This window comes from Curtobacterium sp. USHLN213 (genome assembly GCF_037144815.1).
In the GTDB taxonomy this organism is placed as follows: domain Bacteria; phylum Actinomycetota; class Actinomycetes; order Actinomycetales; family Microbacteriaceae; genus Curtobacterium.
Genome location: NZ_JBBCYQ010000004.1, coordinates 215,908 through 239,466, shown reverse-complemented (window position 1 = coordinate 239,466; position 23,559 = coordinate 215,908). Strand labels below are relative to the sequence as shown.

The window sequence follows — 23,559 nt, the reverse complement described above, 5'->3', positions numbered from 1 at the left end:
CGACCCGCCTCCGCCGGGTCGCTATCGTCGGTCGCGTGCGGACTCCCGGCCCCCTCGTGCTCGACGCCCTCGTGTGGCTGGTGTTCGCCGTGCTCTTCGTCGGGGCGGCGCTGCTCGTGAAGGTCGCCGCAGCGCTGGTCGGCGTGCTGGTGGTGCTGGCGCTGCTGCTCGGGCTCGTCCTGCGGACGCTCCGCAGGCGCCGCGCACGCCGGACGCGCTGACCTCCGCCGCGCGCCCTGCCCGTCGCGCCCGTGTCACCCGGGGGACACGACCGCTAGGCTTGCCGGGTGAGTGAAGTCGAGATCGGTGCTGGCAAGCGCGGACGTCGGGCGTACGCGTTCGACGACATCGCGGTGGTCCCCTCGCGGCGCACGCGTGACCCGCGTGACGTGAGCGTGCAGTGGTCGATCGACGCGTTCACGTTCGAGTCGCCGATCCTCTCGGCCCCGATGGACTCCGTCGCCTCGCCCGCGACGGTCATCCAGATGGGCCGGCTCGGCATGCTCGGCGTCCTCGACCTCGAGGGCCTCTGGACCCGCTACGAGGACCCGACGCCCTACTTCGACGAGATCAAGGCGCTCACCGACGGCAACGTCACGAAGCGCATGCAGGAGATCTACTCCGAGCCGGTCAAGGCCGAGCTGATCACCGCGCGCCTGGCCGAGATCCGCGCCGCCGGTGTCCCGGTCGCCGGGTCGCTCAGCCCCCAGCGCACGCAGGAGTTCTCGCAGACCGTCGTCGACGCCGGTGTCGACCTGTTCGTCATCCGCGGCACGACGGTCTCGGCCGAGCACGTCTCGCAGAACACCGAGCCGCTCAACCTCAAGAAGTTCATCTACGAGCTCGACGTCCCGGTGATCGTGGGCGGAGCCTCGACCTACACGGCGGCCCTGCACCTCATGCGCACCGGTGCCGCTGGTGTGCTCGTCGGGTTCGGCGGCGGTGCGGCGTCGACCACGCGGGCCGCCCTCGGCATCCACGCCCCGATGGCCACGGCCGTCGCGGACATCGCGGGCGCTCGCCGTGACTACATGGACGAGTCCGGCGGCCGCTACGTGCACGTCATCGCCGACGGCGGGCTCGACACCGCCGGCGACGTCGTCAAGGCCATCGCGATGGGCGCCGACGCCGTGATGCTCGGCACCGCGCTGGCCCGCGCGACCGAGGCCCCCGGCGGCGGGTTCCACTGGGGTGCCGAGGCGCACCACCCGGAGCTGCCGCGCGGCCGCCGGGTCGAGGTCGGCACGATCGCCCCGCTCGAGAACGTCCTGAACGGCCCCACCCCGACGTGGGACGGCCGCGCGAACATCGTCGGCGCCCTGCGTCGATCGATGGCCACGACCGGATACTCCGACGTCAAGGAGTTCCAGCGAGTAGAAGTGGTCGTGGCGCCGTACCACCGGAACTGACGGTGGCACCCGCACTCCGGCGCGGGTGACGCCCGGCGTCACCGTGACACGGAGGCGACGATGGCGAAGACCAGCACGAGCACGTCCAGCGCGACCCGGCCCGCCCGGCCCGAGACCGCCGCCCCGGGGGTGGGGTTCGACCCGTCGGCGAAGCTCGGTCCCGACGAACGCGCGGCCGCCATCGAGACCCTGAAGACCAAGGAGCTCGACGTCCTGGTCGTCGGCGGTGGCATCGTCGGTGGCGGCAGCGCACTCGACGCCGTCACCCGTGGCCTGAGCGTCGGCATCGTCGAGGCCCGCGACTGGGGCTCGGGGACCTCGAGCCGCTCGTCGAAGCTCGTCCACGGCGGCATCCGCTACCTCGAGCAGCTGAACTTCGCGCTCGTCCGCGAGGCACTGATCGAACGCGGCCTCCTGCTGCAGCGCATCGCCCCGCACCTCGTGAAGCCCGTCCGCTTCCTCTACCCGCTCAACCACCGCGTGTGGGAGCGCTTCTACATCGGCATCGGCATGGCGATGTACGACGTCTTCAGCTGGTCCGGTGGTCGGCCGCCGGGGGTCGCGCACCACCGGCACCTCAGCCGGAGCCAGGTCCTCAAGAACATGCCCGGCCTCAAGAAGGACGCCTTCGTCGGCGGCATGACGTACTACGACGCCCAGGTCGACGACGCCCGGTACGTCGCGTCGCTCGTGCGCACGGCGGCGTCGTACGGCGCCTCCGCCGCGAGCCGCGTCCGCATCGAGGGCTTCATCAAGGTCGGCGAGCGGGTCGTGGGCGCGCACGCGCACGACATCCAGACGGGCGAGAAGTTCGACATCCGGGCGAAGCAGGTCGTCAACGCGACGGGCGTCTGGACCGACGACACCCAGGCGATGGTCGGCACCCGCGGGCAGTTCAAGGTGCGGGCGTCGAAGGGGGTGCACCTGGTCATCCCGCGCGACCGCTTCCAGTCGAACACGGGCATGATCCTCCGCACCGAGAAGAGCGTGCTCTTCGTGATCCCGTGGGGCCGGCACTGGCTGGTCGGCACGACGGACACCGACTGGTACCTCGACAAGGCGCACCCGGCGGCGACCGCGGCGGACATCGACTACATCCTCGAGCACGTCAACAAGGTCCTCGCGGTCCCGCTCACGCGTGAGGACGTCGAGGGCGTGTACGCCGGACTCCGGCCGCTGCTCGCGGGGGAGTCCGACCAGACGTCGAAGCTCAGCCGCGAGCACGTCGTCGCGCACACGGTCCCCGGGCTCGTGGTCGTCGCCGGCGGCAAGTGGACCACGTACCGCGTGATGGGCAAGGACGCCATCGACGAGGCCGTCGCGGCGATGGACGGGAAGATCCCGGGCTCGACCACCGAGGACATCCCACTGCTCGGTGCCGAGGGCTACCCGGCCGCCTGGAACCGACGCGGCCGCACCGCGCGGAGCTTCGGCGTGCACAAGGTCCGCATCGAGCACCTGCTGAACCGCTACGGCACGCTCGCGACCGAGGTGCTCCGGCTCGTGAAGCAGGACCCGTCCCTCGCCGAGCCGCTCCCCGGTGCCGACGACTACATCGGCGCCGAGGTCGTCTACGCGGCCTCGCACGAGGGCGCCCTGCACCTCGAGGACGTCCTCGCCCGCCGGACCCGCATCTCGATCGAGGCGTGGGACCGCGGTGAGTCGGCGGCGCCCGTCGCCGCGAAGCTCATGGCGGACGTGCTCGGCTGGGACCAGGAGACCACCGAGAACGAGGTGTCGAACTACCTCAAGCGCGTCGCCGCGGAACGCGAGTCGCAGCTGCAACCCGACGACGCCTCGGCGGACCGCGTGCGGCTCGAGGCGCCGGACATCGCGTTCGGCTTCGACGAGGACGACGTGGTGGTCGGCGGCGGCCGGTCGAGCGGCGCCGAGGGTGCCAAGGCGTCCGACGAGCAGGTGGTCGGCGAGAAGACGAGCGAGCCCGAGTAGGACGCACCCCGTGCCTCCTGGCTCTCGACTGCCTGGAGGCGCGGGTCGGCTCCGTCAGGCAGCGCGCGACCGGTGCGTGGTCCGGCGAGCACTGATCGCCTGGCCGATCACGAGGACGAACGGGATCGCGGCCAGCGCGATCGCGCTGGTGACGAGGAGGACACCGGCCCAGGCGGTGTGCGCTCCACCGCCGACGCCGTACGCGTCGGCGACGTCCATGCCGAGCCAGAAGCCGCTCCACCAGGTCATCGGACCGCCGAGCGCGACCACCCCGAGCAGGACCGCGGCGGTGACGTACGGCCGTGCACGGGTGACGACGAGCGAGCTGCCGAGGCCGATCGCCAGGGCGACGCCGACGACGGCGATCCCGACGACGACGGCGATGTCGGTGCCGACCGCGAAGCCCTGGCGCTCCAGGTGCCCGTGGACCTCGCCGAGCGAGGCGCCCGGCACGGCCGCGAGTGGATCGAGCACGAGTGCCTGGACGGCGAGCAGTGCGGCGTAGAGTGCCACCACCGCGATCCCGGTGCCGGCCACCAGCCGGTTGGTCCTGTCCTGCTCGTCCACAGCGTTCCCCCTGTCGTCCCCGACCACCGGACTGTAGCGGAACGGAATGGACGGACCATCGCGGTGGTTATCATCGGGGTACTCGAAAAGGGAGCCATCATGGTCGACGTCCATCGCGTCAAACTCCCCGGAGTCGGCGTGCTGCACAGCTTCTACACCGACGACGGTGGCAAGTGCGGTGTCATCACGCACCGGTCGGGTCACTCCGACCTCATCTCCTTCGCCGACGTCTCGGACGGCGCCGACAAGTCGGAGAAGGTGTCGCTGCGCCTCAGTGAGGACGAGGCGCACACGCTCGCCGAACTCCTCGGCGGCACGCGCATCACCGAGGGTCTCGACAAGCTCGACGAGATCCCGGGCCTCAGCATCGACTGGTTCTCGGTCGACTACGACGACGCCATCGCCGGCAAGCCCCTCGGCGACCTGCACGACTCGGGCTTCATCGGCCTGACCGTCGTGGCGGTCGTCCGTGGTGACAGCGCCAACCCGGCCCCGTCGTCCGACTTCGTCGTGTTCCCGGGCGACACCATCGTCGTCGCCGGTGCACCCGAGAAGGTCGCGAAGGCGTTCTCGTTCTACCGCAGCGGAGAGCTTGCGGCCGCTGCGGCCGAGGCCCCGCCGAGGAGCTAGCCCGTGCACCTGGGTGGTGAGCTCCTCACCATCGGCATCCTCTTCATCATCGCCTACGTCCTCGGACGACTCGGCAAGACGATCGGGCTGCCCGCGATCCCGATCTACATGGTCGTGGGGCTCATCGCGAGTCCCCACACCCCGTGGATCGGGCTGAACGTCGAGTCGCACACGATCGAGCTGATCGCGACGTTCGGGCTCATCCTGCTGCTGTTCAACCTCGGGTTGGAGTTCGACCAGGAAGAGTTCTACGGCAACGCCGGCAAGCTCCTGGTGTCCGGTGGCACGTACGTCGCCATCAACATGGGCGTCGGGTTCGCCTTCGGGTTCTCGCTCGGGTGGGGCACCCGCGAAGCCCTCATCATCGCCGGCATGACGGCGACCTCGTCGAGCGCGATCGTGACGAAGCTCCTCATCGAGCTCCGTCGCCTGGCGAACGACGAGACCCCGATGATCCTCGGCGTCACCGTGATCGAGGACGTCTTCATCGCGATCTACCTCGCGATCGTCTCGGTGGTCCTGTCCGGCGACACGAACGTGTGGGGCGTCGTCGGCAAGCTCGCGCTCGCGTTCGGGTTCCTCATCGTGATGTTCACGCTGGCCCGGTTCGCCGGCAAGTGGGTGTCCCGGATCTTCGCGACCCGTGACGACGAGCTGTTCACCGTGCTGTTCTTCGGCCTCGCGGTCATGTTCGGCGGCATCGGCGACCTGCTCGGTGTCACGGACGCGATCGGGGCGTTCGTGATCGGCCTGCTCTGCGGCGCCACGCGCTACCGCGACCGCATCGAACAGCTCGCCCTGCCGATGCGCGACGTGTTCGCGGCGTTCTTCTTCGTGAACTTCGGGCTCGGGCTCGACCTGTCGACCTTCGGCGAGGTGCTCTGGCCGGTGCTCGGTGCGATCGGCATGACCGTCGCGCTGAACGCCATCGCGGGACAGCTCGTCGCGCGCATGAACGGCTTCAATGTCCAGCAGGGGATCAACACCGCCGTCATCCTGGTGAACCGCGGCGAGTTCGCGCTGATCCTCGCGACGCTCTCGGCCGCTGCCGGGCTCGAAGCCCGCATCACCGCCTTCGCGGGCCTGTACGTCCTCGTCATGGCGATCCTCGGGCCGTTGCTCGCGGTCAACTCGGACCGCATCGGTCGGCTCGTGATCCGCCCAGCTCGTCTGGCACGCCTGCGGACGCGTCTCGGTGGCCGTCGAGCGGTCGCAGCGGCTGCCGCGGCCGAGGCGGCAGAGGCCGAGTCGGACGCCGCCGCTGCCGCTCGTCGGGCGGAGCGGGACCGCCAGTTCGCCGAGGAGTTCGCCCTGGTGGAGGCCGCTGGCAGCCAAGAGCGGGAGAATGAGTCTCCGGAGACGGTGTCCGAGCCCCGGACGTCGTCGGTCGAGACCCCCGCCGAGCGCCCCGAGCGCCCGGTCCGCCAGCGCGATCCGGAGTACTGATACAGATGTGGGCCGTAGCCCGACGACCGAGGTGGATCGCGCTGCTGTTGCTGGCGCTCGTGCTCGCGGCGGTGTTCGCCGGGCTGGGCAAGTGGCAGCTCGAGCGGAGCATCGCCAACGGCACCCCCCTCCCCGCGACGACCGAGAACCGGAAGAGCCTCGACGCCGTGACCGGGCCGATGCAGCCCGCGACCGAGAAGATGGCCGGGCAGAAGGTGACGGTCACGGGGACGTTCGTCGCCGGTGACACCACCGTCCTGACCGGCCGGACCGGTGGCGGGACGTACCAGACCGTCGGACACCTGGTGGACGACACGAGCGGCGCGAGCCTCCCGGTGGTGATCGGGTGGTCCGACCAGCGGTCCGCCGCCGTCGCCGGTGGTGACCGCCTGGCGGACGGCACGCGGCTCACGGTCGAGGGGCGCTACTACCCGGCCGAGTCGCCCGACCAGGACACCTACGACAAGGGCGAGTACTCGGCGGTTGCGCCGGCCCGGTTCGTGAACACGTGGAAGGCGTTCGACGACCGGATGTACCTCGGGTACGTCGTCGCCGACGGCACCACGGCGAAGGCGGCCGACCTCGGCACCATCGCCGACCGGGCGCCCTCGCGCGAGGTCCAGTTCGACTGGCTCAACCTGTTCTACGCGATCGAGTGGGTCGTGTTCGCCGGGTTCGCCGTCTTCCTCTGGTACCGGTTCGTGAAGGACGCGTGGGAGCGTGAGGAAGAAGAGCGGCGTGAGGCCGCACTCAGCGTCGACGGTGCCCTCGTCGACCGACGGTAGGATGGCCGATATGGCTCTGACCGTCCGTACCCGCGACATCCCGAAGATCCCGGGCGCGGTGAAGTGGTACCGCGTCTCGGCGTACATCACCGGCGTGCTGCTGCTCGCCCTGGTGGTCGAGATGGTCATCAAGTACACGCCGCTGCACCTCGAGATGCAGCTCGGCGGCGGTGCGTTCTTCGTGCCGGAGGGCACGGCGGGCAAGGAGCCCGGCACCTTCAACCTGTCGATCGGCATCCTCATCGCCCACGGCTGGCTGTACGTGCTCTACCTCTTCACCGACTTCCGTCTGTGGAGCATCATGCGCTGGAAGCCGATCCGCTTCCTGCTCATCGCCCTCGGGGGCATCATCCCGTTCATGTCGTTCGTGGTCGAGCACCGCATGCAGAAGATCGCCATGGACACCTACCACGAGCTGACCGCTGCCCAGCAGCGTGAGAAGGAGGCCGCTCGGTGAGCGAGACCGAACAGCGTCCCGTCCTCGTCGTCGACTTCGGTGCCCAGTACGCGCAGCTCATCGCGCGTCGGGTCCGTGAAGCGAACGTCTACAGCGAGATCGTCCCGCACTCGATCACGGCGGACGAGGTCCGTGCGAAGGACCCCGCGGCCATCGTGCTGTCCGGCGGCCCGTCGTCCGTGTACGAGACCGGTGCTCCCGCGCTCGACGGCGACATCCTCGACCTCGGCGTCCCCGTGCTCGGCATCTGCTACGGCTTCCAGGCCATGGCGACCGCGCTCGGTGGCGAGGTGGCGAACACCGGGCTGCGCGAGTACGGCGCGACCGACGTCACGCTCTCGCCCGGCACGAGCACGCTCCTCGGCGACCAGCCGGAGTCCCAGGTGACCTGGATGTCGCACGGCGACTCCGTGGCGAAGGCACCCGAGGGCTTCGAGGTCCTCGCGTCCAGCGCCTCGACCCCCGTCGCCGCGTTCGCCTCCGACGAGCGCAAGCTCTACGGCGTGCAGTGGCACCCCGAGGTCAAGCACTCGGTGTACGGCCAGGCCGTGCTCGAGAACTTCCTGCACCGTGCCGCCGGGCTCCCCGGCGACTGGAACTCCGCGAACGTGATCGAGGAGCAGGTCGAACGCATCCGCGCACAGGTCGGTTCCGCCCGGGTCATCGCCGGACTCTCCGGTGGCGTCGACTCCGCCGTCGCCGCGGCGCTCGTGCACAAGGCCGTCGGCGACCAGCTCACGTGCGTCTTCGTCGACCACGGGCTCCTCCGCGCCGACGAGCGCAAGCAGGTGGAAGAGGACTACGTCGCCTCCACCGGTGTGCGGCTCATCACGATCGACGCCGAGCAGCAGTTCCTCGACGCCCTCGCCGGCGTGAGCGACCCGGAGCAGAAGCGCAAGATCATCGGGCGCGAGTTCATCCGCACGTTCGAGGCCGCGGCCGAGGCCCTTGTGCTCGAGGCCCGCGCCGAGTCGGCCGAAGGATCGGACGCCGGCGAGGTCGAGTTCCTCGTGCAGGGCACGCTCTACCCGGACGTCGTCGAGTCCGGCGGTGGCTCGGGTACGGCGAACATCAAGTCGCACCACAACGTCGGCGGGCTCCCCGACGACATGACGTTCGAGCTCGTCGAGCCGCTCCGCACCCTGTTCAAGGACGAGGTCCGCGCCGTCGGTCGCGAGCTCGGACTGCCCGAGGTCATCGTCGGTCGCCAGCCGTTCCCCGGCCCGGGGCTCGGCATCCGCATCGTCGGCGAGGTCACGAAGGGCCGCCTCGAGCTGCTCCGCGCGGCCGACAAGATCGCCCGCGAAGAGCTCACCGCGGCCGGCCTCGACGAGGAGATCTGGCAGTGCCCGGTCGTCCTGCTCGCCGATGTCCGTTCCGTGGGCGTCCAGGGCGACGGTCGCACGTACGGCCACCCCATCGTGCTCCGTCCGGTCTCGTCTGAAGACGCCATGACCGCCGACTGGACGCGCCTGCCGTACGACACCCTCGCGAAGATCTCGAACCGCATCACGAACGAGGTGCCCGACGTGAACCGTGTCGTGCTCGACGTCACGTCGAAGCCGCCGGGGACGATCGAGTGGGAGTAGCCCTCCCGCGCTGACGGCCCGGCACGCGTCCTGCGTGCCGGGCCGTCCTGCGTCCGGGGGGGGACCTGCTCGCGAACGGGCCATTTCCGTCCCGCTCGGCGCCACCGACCGACGCGTTCCACCCGCTCGGCGCACCACCCGCGGCGTGTCCTGCCCGCTCGGCGACGACGCTCGGCGACGAGGCTCGGCGACGACGCTCGGCGACCACATCCGGCGCGCGGCCGAGCGGGGCCAGGACCGGGAGCAGGATCGGCAGGCCCGGGAACGACGAAGGGCCCCGGCGTGTTCGCCGGGGCCCTTCGGGTCGTGCCGAGTACTAGTTGCGCTGGCTGCTCGCCACGATGGCTAGGATTCGCAGGATCTCGAGGTACAGCCACACGATCGTGACGATGAGCCCGAACGCCGCCGTCCACGCGTAGATCCGGGGAGCGCCACGACGGACGCCGGTCTGGATCTGGTCGAAGTCGAGGATCAGCGAGTACGCCGCCATGACCACGACGAGGATGCCGATGATCACGCCGAGCGGGATGCCGAAGATCTCGAAGCCGAGGGCACCGAACGCGGTCTGCGTCACGCCGGTCCACATGAGGACCAGGTTGATGAGCGAGAACACCAGGTACCCGACCATCGCGACGAGGAAGAAGCGCGTGGCCTTCGGCGTCGCGCGGACCTTGCCGGAGGCGAACAGCGCGAGCGTCACGGCGAAGACACCGAGCGTGCCGAACACCGCCTGCACGACGATGCCGCCGAACGCGTTCTGGTAGTAGTGCGAGATACCACCGACGAAGAGTCCCTGGGCGAAGGAGTACGCCAGGACGAGCCCGGGCGACGGCTTCTTCTTGAACATGTTGACGAGTGCCAGCACGAACCCGGCGACGGCGCCGATGATCCAGACGATCATCGGTGCGTTCCAGCCGGCCACGGCACCCACGACGAGCACGCCGAACGCGAGCAGCGTCTTGACGATGGTGTCCTCGTACGACATGCGGTCCGTGTCGACCGTGCTGGCCGCCGGGCGGTCGTACATGTACTGCAGCTGCTCGGGGGTCATCCCGCCCTGTGCCTGCTGCGGGGTCTGTCCCCAGCCGGCCTGCTGCTGACCAGCGCCGCGCCCACCCCAGGTGTTGGGCCCCTGGTTGTTGAAGGCGGGGGACTGGTCGAAACCGGGCTTGAAGGCCATGGTGTCCTCTTCCTTGGATATTCGAGTCCTCTCAGCCTAGGTGGGCTCGGTCGCGGAAGGCTGAGGATTCGCGGCGAGCGGAAGCGGCCCCGTGGGGACCCGACGAGCGCAGCCTACGGTCGTGCGCTGCGTGCGCGCCCCGAACCGGCCCGGAGCCCGCCGACCGCTCACGGTGAGGGTCGGGGCGGCCCGGTACCGCGCCTCCTGGATCAGCAGTGCGCGCGCAGCGCGATCTCGGTGCCGGTCGTCTCCGACCACAGCCGCGCGCCCTGCGTGTACGCGACCCGCACCGGACCCACCGAGCCGCCGTCGCGCGCATCGCGGCGGACGTGCACGACGAGGTCGGCGGCATCGCCCGCGGCGACCGACGCGCCGAGCGCCGGTTCCGGCTCGCCCCAGTGTGCGGGGACCGGCCACTCGTCCGTCCCGTACCGGACCGGGTCCGACGCACCGTGCGGGTACCGGACCACGAACGCGCCGACGATGCGCACGCCGTCCCCCGGTGCGGACACCGCGCTGACGACGATCGGGTCGCCCGTCGGGTGGTCGAGCATCGCGATGCCGACGGTGGCGTCCGTGCGACCCTCCATGCAGACCTCGCCCCCGCCCTCGGCGAGGTGCAGGGGCGCCGATCCGGAGGCCGGCACGACCCACGCGGCGACGCCGACCAGCACCGTCGCCGCGGCGACGCTGCTCCGCTTCCACCCCCGGGCGAGCCCCATGCCGTGAACCTACCGGCCCCGGGACGCCGCGCGCCGGATGTGGCCGTAGTGTCGGGGCCATGACCCTGGTGATCGCCCACCGCGGCGCGTCTGGCTACCGTCCCGAGCACTCGCGGAGCGCCTACGAGCTCGCGATCGAACTCGGTGCCGACGCGATCGAGCCGGACCTCGTGCCCACGAAGGACGGCGTGCTGGTGCTGCGGCACGAGAACGAGGTGTCCGGCACGACCGACGTCGCCGACCACCCCGAGTTCCGGCACCTGCGCACGACGAAGACGGTCGACGGGCAGAAGACGACGGGCTGGTTCACCGAGGACTTCACGTGGGCCGAGCTGCGGACGCTGCGGACCCGCGAGCGCCTCCCCGCCCTGCGACCGGGGTCGGCGGAGCACGACGGCGAGGAGCCGGTCCTCCGCCTCGAGGACCTGCTCGCGATCCTCGACGCGGCTCCCCGGCCGGTCGGACTCGTCGCGGAGGTCAAGCACGCCGACTTCTTCGACCGCGCCGGCTTCCCGATGGGGCAGCTCCTCGACGGGGTCCTCGCCGAGACCGGGTGGCGCGGGGACGAGCGCCTCACCGTCGAGAGCTTCGAGAAGGGCGTGCTGCGAGACCTCCTGGAGCGCGGGACCGGCGGGCGGCTCGTCTACCTCCAGGAGGCGCGGGGCAGCGCGGCGGACGAGGTCGCGTCCCACGGGTCGCTGGCTCCCACGTACGCGGCCGAGCGGTCCGACGACGCGCTCACGGCCTTCGCGACGGAGTTCCACGGCATCAGCGTCGACCTGGGGACGCTGATGGCCGGGGTGGACAGCGTCGCGCTCGAGGATCCGGCACCCGTGCGGAGCGCCGTCGTCGACCGCGCGCACGAGGCCGGGCTCGCCGTGTACACGTGGACGCTGCGACCGGAGAACCGCTTCTTGCCGGCGCCGTTGCGTCGTGGCGGCGAGGTCGCGGCGTTCGGTGACTGGGAGCGGTGGTTCACCTCGGTCGTCCGCACCGGCGTCGACGGGGTGTTCGCCGACCACACCGACCTGGCCGTGCTCGCCCGCTCGGCTGTCGGAGGCCCGGCCTAGACTGTCCCGGACATGACGATCGTGCTCGACCCCTTCGACTCGACGCCCGGCCGTGCTGACGGTTCCGGCGCCGGTGACCGCGCCTACGACGACCCCTTCACCGCGGGTCTGAACCCCCAGCAGAGGGAAGCCGTCGAGTACCGCGGCGAGTCCCTGCTCATCGTGGCGGGTGCGGGCTCCGGCAAGACGAGCGTGCTGACCCGCCGCATCGCCCTGCTGCTCGCCAACCGAGAAGCCTGGCCGTCGCAGATCCTGGCGATCACCTTCACGAACAAGGCCGCGGCCGAGATGCGCGAGCGCGTGCGGGCGCTGGTCGGGCAGGCGTCCGAGGGGATGTGGATCTCCACCTTCCACTCGGCGTGCGTGCGGATCCTCCGGCGCGAGGCCGAGCGCTTCGGGTTCGCGCAGTCGTTCACGATCTACGACTCCGCCGACTCGAAGGCCCTGCTCAAGCGGATCATCAAGGAGCTCGAGGCGGACTCGCTCGGGCTGACCGTCGGCGCTGCGGCCTCGAAGATCTCGAAGCTCAAGAACGAGCTGCAGGACATCGACTCCTACGCCCGGAACATCAACGCGAACGACCCGCAAGAAGTCATGTTCACCGAGGTCTTCCGGCGGTACACGAACGAGCTGCGCCGGGCGAACGCGTTCGACTTCGACGACCTCATCGGCCAGACGGTGTTCCTCTTCCGCGCCTTCCCCGAGGTCGCCGCGCTCTACCAGCGCCGGTTCCGGTTCATCCTCGTCGACGAGTACCAGGACACCAACCACGCGCAGTACGCCCTCATCCGCGAGCTCACGCGGCCGGTCCCGGTCGAGCAGGTGGACAAGCTCGAGGACGCCGGGCAGCACGTGGCCCGCATGCGCGAGGCCGACGGGTCGATCGCCCCGGCGTCGCTGACCGTCGTCGGCGACTCCGACCAGTCCATCTACGCCTTCCGCGGGGCGGACATCCGCAACATCGTCGAGTTCGAGCGGGACTTCCCGAACTCGAAGGTCGTCCTGCTCGAGCAGAACTACCGGTCGACGCAGAACATCCTCGACGCCGCGAACGCCGTCATCGCGAACAACTTCGACCGGCAGGCGAAGAACCTCTTCACGGACGTCGGTGCCGGTGACAAGATCGTCGGGTTCACGGGCTACACCGGGCACGACGAGGCACAGTTCGTCGCCGACGAGATCCAGCGCCTGCACGAGGACGGCATGTCCTACCGCGACATGGCCGTCTTCTACCGGACGAACTCGCAGACCCGTGCGCTGGAGGAGATCTTCATCCGGGCGGCGATCCCGTACCGGGTCCTCGGCGGCACGAAGTTCTACGAGCGCGCCGAGATCAAGGACGCCATGGCGTACCTGATCACCGTCGCCAACCCGGCCGACCCGATGGCGCTCCGACGGGTCCTCAACGTCCCGAAGCGCGGCATCGGCGCGGTCACCGAGACCACCCTGCAGCGCTACGCCGACGAGCACGAGACGACGATGCGGGACGCCCTCCGACACGCCGACGAACTCGGGTTCGGGCCGAAGGTGCGCAACGCGATCACGGCGTTCGCCGCCCTGCTCGACGACGTCTCGTCCCGCGCCGGTACCCAGCCGGTCGTGGACACCCTCACGCAGCTGCTCGACGGCTCGGGGCTGCTCGAGAACCTCCGGAAGTCGCCCGACGCGCAGGACGCCGCCCGTGCGGACAACATCGACGAGCTCGTCGCGGTGACGCGGGAGTTCCAGAAGAACAACCCCGAGGGCACGCTGTCCGACTTCCTGACCGAGGTCTCCCTCGTCGCCGCGGCGGACGAGCTCGACGACTCGTCGGGAACGGTGTCGCTCATGACCCTGCACACGGCGAAGGGGCTCGAGTACGACGCGGTCTTCCTCACCGGCGTCGAGGAAGACCTGCTGCCGCACCGGATGTCGGCGAACGAGCCGGGTGGCCCGTCCGAGGAACGCCGGCTCTTCTACGTGGGGATCACCCGCGCCAAGAAGTCCCTCTTCCTGTCGCTCGCGATGACCCGCGCGCAGTTCGGTGACGTCAACGTGGCGATGCCGTCCCGCTTCCTGCAGGAGATCCCCGAGGGGCTCATCGAGTGGAAGCAGTCTCCCGGCATGGCGAACAGCCGCGGCGGGACGGAACCCCGGGCCCTCAACGCCCGACGGGGCGGTGGGATCGGTGGCTCGGGCGGCGGCGCCGGCGGCGGGTACCGCGGCGGTGGCGGCTGGGGCGGTGGCTCGTACGACCGGGCGGCCGCAGCGCAGAAGACCCGTCCGAAGACCGAGTGGGCGAACCGCGTGTCCGGGCAGGTCCGCGACAACGGCGACATGGAGCTCGTGGCCGGCGACCGGATCAAGCACGTCGACTTCGGCGAGGGGACGGTCTCGGCCGTGACCGGCATCGGCGCCAAGCGCATCGCCGAGATCGCGTTCGACTCCGCGGGCCGCAAGAAGCTCCTCATCAAGATCGCGCCGATCGAGAAGCTCTGAGGCGCTGAGCCCCTGACGCCGACGCGCCCGGCCATGTCGGGAGCGTGCTGCTGCGCGTGACAATCGCGGCGAGGTGAGGTTAGCCTTACCTAACGTGACAGCCCTCATCGAATTGTTGACCTCTGCCAACGCCGAGCGCTACCGGACCACCGTCACCACGACGGTCGACCGGCTCGCGGACCGCATCTCCGACGTCGACCGACCGACGACCGACACCGCCGCGGACGAACTCCGGGCCCGCGTCGCCGCCGTCGACCTCGACGCGGAACCCCTCGGGACGGACCGGGCGCTCGCCGAGCTCGACGACCTGTTCGTCCGCGAGGCCGTCTGGTTCCACGACCCGGCGTACCTCGCCCACCTCAACTGCCCCGTCGCGCTGCCCGCGGTCGCGGCGGAGTCGGTGCTCGCCGCCGTGAACACCTCGGTGGACACCTGGGACCAGTCGCGGATCGGGACCGACATCGAGCGGCACGTGGTGGCGTGGCTCGCCGGGCGCATCGGGTTCGCGGGCGGTGACGGGGTGTTCACCTCGGGCGGGTCCCAGTCGAACCTGCAGGCGCTGCTGCTGGCGCGAGAGGCAGCAACAGCAGCGGCAGCAGCGACGGCTTCGGCTGCCCCGATGCTCACCGTCTTCGCCACCGCCGAGTCCCACTTCAGCGTCCGCAAGTCCGCCCGGCTCCTCGGCCTCCCCGATGACGCCGTCGTCGACGTCCCCACCGACCAGGCCGGCCGGATGCGTCCCGCGGCCCTCGCCGAGGCGATCGCCGCCGCCCGCACGGCCGGCCGCACCCCGATGGCCGTCGTCGCCACGGCGGGCACCACCGACCGCGGCGTGATCGACCCGCTCGAGCCGATCGCCGACGTGTGCGACCTCGAGGACGTCTGGCTCCACGTCGACGCCGCGTACGGCTGCGGCCTGCTCGTGTCCCCGACCCGTCGGCACCTGCTCGACGGGATCGAGCGTGCGCGGAGCGTGACCGCCGACCTGCACAAGTCGTTCTTCCAGCCGGTGTCGTCGAGCGCGCTGGTCGTCCGCGACCCCGCCGACCTCCGCCGCACGGCCTGGTACGCGGACTACCTCAACCCCGAGGACGCCGCCGAGCCGAACCAGGTCGACAAGTCCCTGCAGACCACCAGGCGGTTCGACGCGTTGAAGCTCTGGGCGACCCTCCGAGCGACCGGCGCCGATGCCGTCGGGCGGGCGTTCGACGCGGTGATCGACCTCGCGGCGGCGACGCACGCGATCGTCGACGAGCACCCGGACCTCGTGCTCGTCGCGCCGACGCAGCTCAGCACCGTGCTGTTCCGGTGGCAGCCCGCCGGCGTGACCGATGCGGACGCCGACGCACTGGTGGCCCCGATCCGTGCGGCGCTCCTCGCCGAGGGGCGGGTGCTCATCGCGAAGACCGTGATCGACGGGCGCCCCTGCAACAAGCTGACGCTGCTCAACCCGGAGGCGACCCCGGCGCAGGTGCGCGCCTCGCTCGACCACGTCGCCGCGACGGCAGCGCGCGTCCGCGCGGCCACCTCCGCCCCGGAAGGAGCAACGCGATGACCACCTCCGACGACCTCCGGACCGCCGACCAGACCGCCGACCAGACCGCCGACCGCCCCGTCCACGACCTGATCGGCATCGGCATCGGGCCGTTCAACCTCGGCCTCGCCTGCCTCACCGACCCGCTCGACGACCTCGACGCGGTGTTCCTCGACGCCGCCGACGGCTTCGCCTGGCACCACGGCATGATGCTCGACGACGCCACGATCCAGGTGCCGTTCATGGCGGACCTCGTGACGATGGCGGACCCGACCTCGCCGTTCTCGTTCCTGGCGTGGCTCAAGGAGACCGGTCGGCTCTACCCGTTCTACATCCGCGAGGACTTCCACCCCCTCCGCAGCGAGTACGACGCGTACTGCCGGTGGGCCGCCGACCGGCTCGACACCCTCCGCTGGGGTCGTCGGGTCACGGCCGTCGAGCACGACGTGACGACCGACGTGTTCACGGTGCACGCCGAGACCGATCAGGGTCCCGAGGCGTACCGCGCACGCCACGTCGTCGTCGGCATCGGCACGGAGCCGTCCGTCCCAGCACCCCTTCGGGGCATCGACGGGCCGGCGATCCACTCCGCCGAGTTCCTGCCGAACCGTGACGCCCTGCGCCGTGCCGGGTCGATCGCGGTGATCGGCAGCGGACAGTCCGCCGCCGAGGTCTACCGCGAGCTGCTCGAGGACGTCCGGCGGGACGGCTACCGCCTCGACTGGATCACCCGCTCGCCGCGGTTCTTCCCGATGGAGGACACCAAGCTCACGCTCGAGATGACGAGCCCGGAGTACACGGACCACTTCCACGCCCTGCCCGAGGACGTCCGCGACCACCTCGGTCGCGAGCAGCGCGGGCTGTACAAGGGGATCAGCGCGGACCTCGTCGACGCGCTCTACGACCAGCTGTACCGGCTCAGCGCGCCGGGACCGGTCCCGACGACGCTCCGCACCGAGACGAGCGTGGTCGACGCCGTGTGGCTGGCGGACCGGGGGACGTACCGGCTGACCCTCCGGCACGAGCAGCTCGGCGAGACGTACGAGCACGAGGTCGAGCGGCTGGTCCTGGCGACCGGGTACCGACCGCGGTCCGCGGCGTTCCTCGCACCGGTCGAGCACCTCGTCGCCCGCGACTCCCGGGGGCGCCTGGCGGTCGCACGCGACCACCACGTCGACCGACTCGGCGGCCGCATCTGGGTGCAGAACGCCGAGGAGCACACGCACGGCCTCACCGCACCCGACCTCGGCATGGGGGCGTGGCGGAACGCGTCGATCATCCGGTCCGTCACGGGTCGGCCCGTCTACGGCCTGGAGGCACGGATCGCCTTCCAGGAGTTCGGCCTGCCCGCCTCGGCCCGCTCCACGGCACGCGGCAGCACCGCGGACGGCGCGCCGCCCCGGCACGCGACCGAGCGCGCGGAGGTCTCCGCATGACCGTCGACGCGACCACCCTGCCGGACGTGACCGAGGTCGGCCGGGCCGAGCCGCGCCTCCTGGCCGTCGAACCCGTGGACCCGGATCGTGACGCCGCCCTCGTGCAGTCGTGGCTCGCGCACCCCGCGTCGTCGTGGTGGGGCATGGGACACCTCGACGTCGACGCGGTGCGGACGTACCTCGCGGACGTGCAGGCGGATCCCGCGCAGGCCGCGTGGCTCGGCCGTCGTGACGGCGTCCCGGTGTTCCTCGCGGAGACGTACGACCCGGCCCGGGTCCTGCTCACCGACGTGTTCGCCGCCGAACCCGGCGACGTCGGCATGCACCTGCTCGTCGCGCCGCCGCCCGCCGACGGACGGGTGCACGGACTGACGAGCGCCGTCATGCGCACCGTCGTCGAGCACTGCCGCGACGTCCTCGGAGCACGCCGCGTCGTCGTCGAGCCCGACGTCCGGAACACCGCCGTGCACGCGAAGAACGCCGAGATCGGGTTCCGCGTGCTGCGCGAGGTCGACGTCGACGGCAAGCGCGCCCTGTTGTCCGTGCTCGACACCGACCGGATCGGGCTGCCCGAGGGCGACGGGCCCGCGGCACACCTCCGGCCGGAGCACCTCGAACCGGCCCAGCGGCACCTCGTGGCGAAGGCGATCGCCGAGTTCACGCACGAGCGCCTCGTGGAGCCGCAGCCGGACGGCGACGCCTGGCGGCTCGACGCGGGGGAGTCGACCTACCGGTTCCGCGCGCGTCGGCACGTGCTCGAGCACTGGTCGATCGACGAGGCGTCGCTGACCCGTACCCGCGCCGGTGCGGCGGCCCCGCTCAGCGCGCAGGAGCTCGTCCTCGAGCTGCGCGACGTGCTCGGGATCCCCGACGCGCTGCTCGGCACGTACCTCGAGGAGATCGCCTCCACCCTCGCCAGCGCCGCCGCGAAGCACCGTCGCGGTGGGCCGTCCGCCGCGCAGCTCGCACAGGGGCGCACGGAGGGGACCGACCGCGTCGTCGCGTCGTTCCAGGACGTCGAGTCGGCGATGACCGAGGGGCACCCGGCGTTCGTGGCGGCGAACGGGCGGATCGGGTTCGGGCTGGACGAGTACCGCGCCTACGCTCCCGAGGCCGGCGGTCGGTTCCGCTACCGCTGGCTCGCCGCACGCCGGGCCTGCACACACCTCGCGCTCGCCGCGGACCGCACCGAGCGCGACCACTGGGCGGCCGAGCTCGACCCGGAGACCACCGCCGGGTTCCGGGCCGTGCTCGTTTCCCGGGGACTCGACCCCGACGACTACGTCTGGATCCCCGTGCACCCGTGGCAGTGGCAGCACCGGATCGCCGTCACGTTCGCGCCGGACCTCGGGCGGCAGGACCTGGTCGACCTCGGCGAGGGGCCGGACGAGTACCAGCCGCAGCAGTCGATCCGGACGGCGTTCGACCGCTCCCACCCGGAGCGCTCGTACGTCAAGACGGCGCTCGCCGTGCAGAACATGGGGTTCCTGCGGGGGATGTCGCCCGCGTACATGCGGAACACCCCGGCGGTGAACGACTGGGTCGCGGCGCTCGTGTCCGCGGACGAGACGCTGGCCGGCGCCGGGTTCTCGGTCCTCCGGGAGCACGCGGCCATCGGGTACACCGGTGACGCCTACCACCGGGTCGACGTGTCCTCACCGCAGCGGAAGATGCTCGCGGCGCTGTGGCGGGAGAGCCCGCTGCCGCGGGTGACGGACGGCGAGCGACTGTTGACGATGGCGGCGCTGCTGCACCGGGACGCCTCGGGTGACGCCGTCGTGTCCGCGCTGGTCGAGGCATCGGGGCTGCCGGCCGACGAGTGGGTGCGGCGCTGGCTCGACGCGTACCTGCTGCCCGTGGTGCACTGCCTGACCGTGCACGACCTGGTGTTCATGCCGCACGGCGAGAACCTCGTGCTCGTCGTCCGTGACGGGGTCGTGGTGCGCGCGGTGATGAAGGACATCGGCGAAGAGGTCGCGGTGCTCGGGCGGCACGCCGACCGCCCGGTGCCCGCCGACATCGAGCGCATCGTGCACCCGGTGGACGACGACGAAGCGGCGCTCGCCGTGTTCACCGAGGTGTTCGACGGGGTGATGCGCTTCGTCGCGGCGATCCTCGACGACGACGGGGTCCTGCCGGAGTCGCGGTTCTGGCAGGTGGTGGGGGAGTGCGTCGACGCGCACGCCGCGGCCCACCCGGAGCGCCGGCGGCCGCTGGACCTGCGGGTGCCGGCGTTCGAGCACTCGTGCCTCAACCGGCTGCAGCTGCGGAACACGCTGTCGATGGTGGACCTGGCGGACCAGTCGTCGTCGCTCATCCGGGCGGGGGCGATGCCGAACCCGATCGCGCGGTAGCGCGGGCGCGCGCGGCCGCGGCGGCGCGCGGCGCCCCACCCCGCGCGCGGCGGCTGGGTCGGTTCGCGTTCGCACAACGAAAGTGCGCTCGAGCCACGGGATTGCGTGGTTCGAGCGCACTTTGGTTGTGCGGCCGGCAGGCCGGCGGCCGCGCGCCGCCCGCGGCGCGCTACGGCTGCAGCCGCGCCGCCGACCACGCACCGTCGGCGAGCACGTACTGCAACCGCCGGTGCATCCGGTCGCGGCTGCCGTGCCAGAACTCGACGCGGTCCGGCTCGAGTCGCCACGCCACCCAGCCCTCCGGGCGGGGCACGTCGTCCTCGGACTCGTCGAGCAGCGCGTTCGCGTCGTCGATGAGGTCCTGCAGCGTCCGGGGCTCGAGCACCGAGGACTGGTCGGCGATCGCGGTGGCGGCGCGGGACTTCGGCGACCGGTCGGCGAACAGCGCGTCGGACTCGGCCTCGGAGAGCTGCACGGCCCGGCCCTCGAACCGCAGCTGCTGCATGGTCTCCCGCCAGTACACCTGGAGCGCGGCGAACGGGTTGTCGTCGAGCTGCCGGCCCGTCGGGCTGAGCGTCGAGGTCCCGAACACGAGCCCGCGGTCGTCGAGCCGCTTCACGTCCACGGTCCGCGCCGAGACCCGGCCGTCGGACCCCGCGGTGGCGAGCGTCATCGACATCGGCTCGGACACGTCGCCGTCCCGCGCCTCGTCGATCCAGGTGCGCGCGACGTCGAACGGTGATGCTGGCGGGTCGGTGTACTCCGGGAACGCGAACGAGGTGTCACCGGACAGCGGAGCGGAGGGCATGCCCCCACCCAACCGCGGTCAGCCCGCCCACGTCCAGGTTGCCGGGGGACGGCCGCCACGGACCGCGGCCGTGGCCGCCGCGTCGGCCCGGACGAGCGCCGGGTTGGTCCGCAGCGCCCGGTTCGTGTTGCCCGGGTCCGGCTGCACGCCCGTCAGTGCGGTCTGCAGCGCGGAGGCGTCGGAGGTGGTGAACACCTCGCCGAGCAACGCGCGCGTGAGCGGCAGGTCGCGCCAGATCCGGGTGCGGACGTGGTCGAGGGCGGCTCGGATGATCGCGTCGTGGTCGAACGGGAGGCGCGGGTCGTCTCCCCCGGGCACGCGCCAGACCGCGGGTCCGGCGGCCGAGGGCGGGGCCACCACAGCGGCCGCCGCGGCCGGCGTCGGGGTCGTCACCGCCGGTGCCACGACGGCCAGGAAGGCGACGCTGATCGCGGCGCTCCGCGGGTCGCGGTCAGGTCCGTCGAACGCGCCGACCTGCGCGAGGTGCCGGACCGTCGCCGCGTCGATCCCGGTCTTGGTCCGCAGTGCGCGTCGTGCACCGTCGGCGAGGAGTTCCGCACCCTCCAGGAGCACGCCGGGGAGCGCCTCCTGGCCCGCGTACGGCGCGTACTGCCGACGCGCGGTGGCGACCCGCAACCCGTCGCTCGTCGTGAACGACATCGGGACGACGTCGATCGCGATGAGCGGCTGGTCGCGGGCCGCCGAGGTGGCGTCGGTCACGCCGTCGCCCGACGGGCCGCGCGGTCGGCGCGCTCGGTGCGTTCGCGGCGGAGGGTCTCCCGCACGTCCGCGAACGACTGCAGGACCCGGAAACGGCCGTCGACCCACACGGGCTGGAGCAGGCTCGTCGCCTCGTCCTCTGCGGTGGCCTGGTCGGTCTGGCGGATCTCGCCGGTTTCGTCGCGGTGCAGGGCGATCCGGCCCTTCGCGCTCTTCTTGCCGCTGCCCGTCTTCGGGTCCTTCTGGATGTCGACGGGCTCGCCGTCCACCAGCGCCCAGGTGGCCTTGACCGCGCTGCCGAGGTTGTCGCGGGTCATGTACTGGTACGTGTACGAGCCGATGCCGAGCACGATGTTGTCGCTCGCGTAGCCCTTGGCGGCGAGTCGCTCGTAGATGCGGCGGGCACGGTCGAGGGTGATGCTGTCGCCGTAGATCACGCCGATGTGCTGGTCGAGGACCTTGAAGCCCTGGTCGTTCACGGTGTGCCCGAAGATCTCGTCGAGGAGCTCCACGACACCCTTCTCCTCGTGGCTGCGGGCCGGGTCGGTCAGTGCCGCGGTGTCGACCCCGTGCACGGCGCCGGTGACGATGTCCACCGGGTCGCCCGAGTCCGGGCGGATGACGAGCTTGCCGTCGCGACCCGTGATCCGGTCCTTGAGCTGCGGCAGCGTCTCGGTGATCACCTTGAAGAGGTCGAACCCGTCGCTCACGGCCGACACGATGCCCGTCGGGTACACGTCGAGGATCTGCTCGAAGGTCGCGAGCTCGCCCTCGGCGCCGCGCACGCACATCACGCTGTGCTCGGTGGCCGGGACGCTCGCGGCCACCCAGCCGTTGTCACCCGGGTAGTAGCGGTCGATGAAGTCGAGCGACGGCATCGAGTCGGTGCCGAGGAAGGAGAGGAGGTGCCCGGCGCCACCGGCCGCGGCCGACTCGATGCTCGACTGTCCCCGGAAGGAGAAGTCGTGCGCGGCGAAGTCGATGCTGGCCGGGTCGGCGCCGGTGCGGGCAGCCCAGTCCTCCATGAGGTCGCGGTACTCGAGTGCCTTCGTGGCGACGGTCGACGGGTGCCAGATCGACGCCGACAGGGCCGTCTCGATGTAGTTCGGCAGCCAGAAGAACTCGTCGACGGTGTTCTCGACGGTGAGGGTCGCGACGCCGATCGGGGCGAGGGTGCCCTCGGGGAGCGCGCGGATCTCGAGCGGGAGGTACCCGAGGCGGTGGAGTGCCCGGACGTGGTCGGTGCCGATGTGGTTCGGGCCGAAGTACCCCTGCAGTGCCTGCTCGAACAGGTCGGCGACCTCGTCCTCGTCCGCGGCGAAGAACGGCGCCCACGCCTCGACGAGGGAGCGCTGGATGAACGCCTGCAGGCCGAACACCACGGCGTGCGTCGACTCGGGCATGTGCGCGTTCGAACGGTTCGTCCAGTTGATGAGGATCCGGGTGGTGCCGGCCGGGTAGACCTGCCGGTGCGAGTGCTTGTAGCCGTCGACGGCGAGGAGCGGGGCGATCGGGCTCGGGCCGGTGAGGCGGGGCGCGATGCCGGTGGCGCCGTCGGTGCCGGTCGTGGTGGTGTCGGTCTGCGTCATCGGATCTGCTCCGTCAGGTAGGGGGTGAGTTCGATCGTGCGCAGGCCCTCGATGGCGTTCTGCGCGGGGTAGGAGTCCGTCGTGACGATCTCCCCGAAGTGCTCGGCGAGCTGCGGGGCCCGGCCGGAGAAGACGCCGTGCGAGACCCAGAGGCCGAGGCGGTCCTTCGTCAGCCCCGTCGCGGTCGCGAGGCCCATGAACGTGCCGCCGCCGTCGCAGATGTCGTCGACGACGAGCAGGCGACCGGTGTCCGGCAGCGGCTCGCACGTGAAGCCGTCGAGCTTGCCGGTGTCCGGGTTGCGGTGCTTCTCGGCGCGGAACACCGGCAACCCGCAGGCGTCGGCGACGGCGGAGGCCCGCGCGACCGCGCCCTTGTCGGGGGCGATGATCCCGCTGTAGTCCGAGCCGGCGACGACCTGGTCGCGGACGACGGTCTCGCTCCTGACCACGGTCAGGCGCTCCACCAGGTCGACGATCACCGGCGAGTGCGGGTCGAACGCGATGACCTGGTCGATCCCGAAGCCGTTGATGACGTCCGCGTAGACCTTCGCGCCGAAGGGGAGGCCGCGGTCCTGCCGGGCGCCGGGCAGGTACGGGACGAGGGCGACGGACCGGGATCCGCGCTGCCGGACGGCGTCCGCCCACATGCCGAGCATGAGGAGGTCGTCGCCGTTCGTGCCGCGCAGGGTCGCGATCTCGATGAGGTCCCCCGCGTCGGCGTCGTGTGCGACCTTGACGTGTGCTTCACCCGCGGGGAACCGCATGGTGGAGAACGTCGGTGTCGCCTGGGTGCCCCGGGTGGTCCGGGTGCTGAGTTCGACTGCCATGACCCGAC

General features: G+C 71.4%; 20 protein-coding genes. 13 read left to right on the top strand and 7 right to left on the bottom strand.

Annotation, left to right across the window (positions count from 1 at the left end):
- The first annotated feature begins 35 nt into the window (after positions 1-35).
- The 3 genes from WFH25_RS07590 (at position 36) to WFH25_RS07580 (ending at position 3,359) form a co-directional block, all read left to right on the top strand.
- On the top strand, positions 36-221 hold the full coding sequence (locus WFH25_RS07590) for a hypothetical protein (RefSeq protein WP_139199221.1): 186 nt from the start codon (positions 36-38) through the stop codon (positions 219-221).
- A gap of 66 nt (positions 222-287) precedes the next feature.
- A complete protein-coding gene (locus WFH25_RS07585) occupies positions 288-1,409 on the top strand; it encodes a GuaB3 family IMP dehydrogenase-related protein (RefSeq protein ID WP_071294790.1) in 1,122 nt (373 codons plus the stop codon).
- Positions 1,410-1,469: 60 nt separating this feature from the next.
- Entirely contained in the window at positions 1,470-3,359 is a 1,890-nt protein-coding gene (locus WFH25_RS07580) for a glycerol-3-phosphate dehydrogenase/oxidase (RefSeq protein WP_336697296.1), read from the top strand.
- Between the two features lie 54 nt (positions 3,360-3,413).
- Here WFH25_RS07580 and WFH25_RS07575 read toward each other — a convergent pair whose 3' ends face one another.
- Complete coding sequence (locus WFH25_RS07575; protein WP_336697295.1) at positions 3,414-3,926, bottom strand: hypothetical protein; 513 nt, start codon at positions 3,924-3,926, stop codon at positions 3,414-3,416.
- A 99-nt stretch (positions 3,927-4,025) separates the two neighbouring features.
- On the opposite strand from WFH25_RS07575, the gene WFH25_RS07570 reads away from it, so the two are divergent.
- From WFH25_RS07570 to guaA, 5 genes are read left to right on the top strand one after another with little or no spacing between them, the layout of a single operon-like run.
- Positions 4,026-4,556, top strand: coding sequence for a cation:proton antiporter regulatory subunit (locus tag WFH25_RS07570; RefSeq protein WP_022906983.1), 531 nt, complete (start codon positions 4,026-4,028; stop codon positions 4,554-4,556).
- A gap of 3 nt (positions 4,557-4,559) precedes the next feature.
- Positions 4,560-6,002, top strand: coding sequence for a cation:proton antiporter (locus tag WFH25_RS07565; protein WP_092385239.1), 1,443 nt, complete (start codon positions 4,560-4,562; stop codon positions 6,000-6,002).
- A gap of 5 nt (positions 6,003-6,007) precedes the next feature.
- Positions 6,008-6,787, top strand: coding sequence for an SURF1 family cytochrome oxidase biogenesis protein (locus WFH25_RS07560; RefSeq protein ID WP_071294786.1), 780 nt, complete (start codon positions 6,008-6,010; stop codon positions 6,785-6,787).
- Between the two features lie 10 nt (positions 6,788-6,797).
- Entirely contained in the window at positions 6,798-7,244 is a 447-nt protein-coding gene (locus WFH25_RS07555) for a DUF3817 domain-containing protein (protein ID WP_070417720.1), read from the top strand.
- On the top strand, positions 7,241-8,833 hold the full coding sequence (gene guaA, locus WFH25_RS07550; RefSeq protein ID WP_336697294.1) for a glutamine-hydrolyzing GMP synthase: 1,593 nt from the start codon (positions 7,241-7,243) through the stop codon (positions 8,831-8,833). The genes WFH25_RS07555 and guaA overlap by 4 nt, the downstream gene beginning before the upstream one ends.
- A gap of 316 nt (positions 8,834-9,149) precedes the next feature.
- Here the strand turns inward: guaA and WFH25_RS07545 are convergent, their stop codons facing one another.
- Both WFH25_RS07545 and WFH25_RS07540 read right to left on the bottom strand, forming a co-directional pair.
- Complete coding sequence (locus WFH25_RS07545) at positions 9,150-10,013, bottom strand: Bax inhibitor-1/YccA family protein (protein WP_070417722.1); 864 nt, start codon at positions 10,011-10,013, stop codon at positions 9,150-9,152.
- 209 nt (positions 10,014-10,222) lie between these two features.
- On the bottom strand, positions 10,223-10,735 hold the full coding sequence (locus WFH25_RS07540) for a hypothetical protein (RefSeq protein ID WP_336697293.1): 513 nt from the start codon (positions 10,733-10,735) through the stop codon (positions 10,223-10,225).
- 59 nt (positions 10,736-10,794) lie between these two features.
- Between WFH25_RS07540 and WFH25_RS07535 the strand changes: the two genes are divergently transcribed.
- The 5 genes from WFH25_RS07535 (at position 10,795) to WFH25_RS07515 (ending at position 19,607) form a co-directional block, all read left to right on the top strand.
- Positions 10,795-11,805, top strand: coding sequence for a glycerophosphodiester phosphodiesterase family protein (locus WFH25_RS07535; protein WP_336697292.1), 1,011 nt, complete (start codon positions 10,795-10,797; stop codon positions 11,803-11,805).
- A 12-nt stretch (positions 11,806-11,817) separates the two neighbouring features.
- Positions 11,818-14,283, top strand: a complete 2,466-nt coding sequence (locus WFH25_RS07530) for an ATP-dependent helicase (RefSeq protein ID WP_336697291.1) — start codon at positions 11,818-11,820, stop codon at positions 14,281-14,283.
- Positions 14,284-14,377: 94 nt separating this feature from the next.
- Positions 14,378-15,838 (top strand): pyridoxal phosphate-dependent decarboxylase family protein, encoded by a 1,461-nt coding sequence (locus WFH25_RS07525; protein ID WP_336697290.1) that lies wholly within the window; start codon positions 14,378-14,380, stop codon positions 15,836-15,838.
- Complete coding sequence (locus tag WFH25_RS07520; protein WP_336697289.1) at positions 15,835-17,253, top strand: lysine N(6)-hydroxylase/L-ornithine N(5)-oxygenase family protein; 1,419 nt, start codon at positions 15,835-15,837, stop codon at positions 17,251-17,253. Before WFH25_RS07525 ends, WFH25_RS07520 begins: the two co-directional genes overlap by 4 nt.
- The gene (locus WFH25_RS07515; protein ID WP_336697288.1) at positions 17,250-19,607 is read left to right on the top strand and encodes a GNAT family N-acetyltransferase; all 2,358 of its coding nucleotides are present in this window, start codon (positions 17,250-17,252) and stop codon (positions 19,605-19,607) included. The genes WFH25_RS07520 and WFH25_RS07515 overlap by 4 nt, the downstream gene beginning before the upstream one ends.
- Before the next feature lie 169 nt (positions 19,608-19,776).
- Here WFH25_RS07515 and WFH25_RS07510 read toward each other — a convergent pair whose 3' ends face one another.
- Genes WFH25_RS07510 through WFH25_RS07495 form a run of 4 tightly spaced genes read right to left on the bottom strand, consistent with a single transcriptional unit; the run spans position 19,777 to position 23,551 of the window.
- Positions 19,777-20,415, bottom strand: coding sequence for a pyridoxine/pyridoxamine 5'-phosphate oxidase (locus tag WFH25_RS07510; RefSeq protein ID WP_336697287.1), 639 nt, complete (start codon positions 20,413-20,415; stop codon positions 19,777-19,779).
- 18 nt (positions 20,416-20,433) lie between these two features.
- Positions 20,434-21,135 carry an NUDIX domain-containing protein gene (locus WFH25_RS07505; RefSeq protein ID WP_336697286.1) on the bottom strand — a complete coding sequence of 234 codons (702 nt, stop codon included), beginning with the start codon at positions 21,133-21,135 and terminating at the stop codon, positions 20,434-20,436.
- Positions 21,132-22,724, bottom strand: coding sequence for a nicotinate phosphoribosyltransferase (locus tag WFH25_RS07500; RefSeq protein WP_336697285.1), 1,593 nt, complete (start codon positions 22,722-22,724; stop codon positions 21,132-21,134). Before WFH25_RS07500 ends, WFH25_RS07505 begins: the two co-directional genes overlap by 4 nt.
- On the bottom strand, positions 22,721-23,551 hold the full coding sequence (locus tag WFH25_RS07495; RefSeq protein ID WP_336697284.1) for a phosphoribosyltransferase family protein: 831 nt from the start codon (positions 23,549-23,551) through the stop codon (positions 22,721-22,723). Before WFH25_RS07495 ends, WFH25_RS07500 begins: the two co-directional genes overlap by 4 nt.
- Positions 23,552-23,559 lie beyond the last annotated feature (8 nt).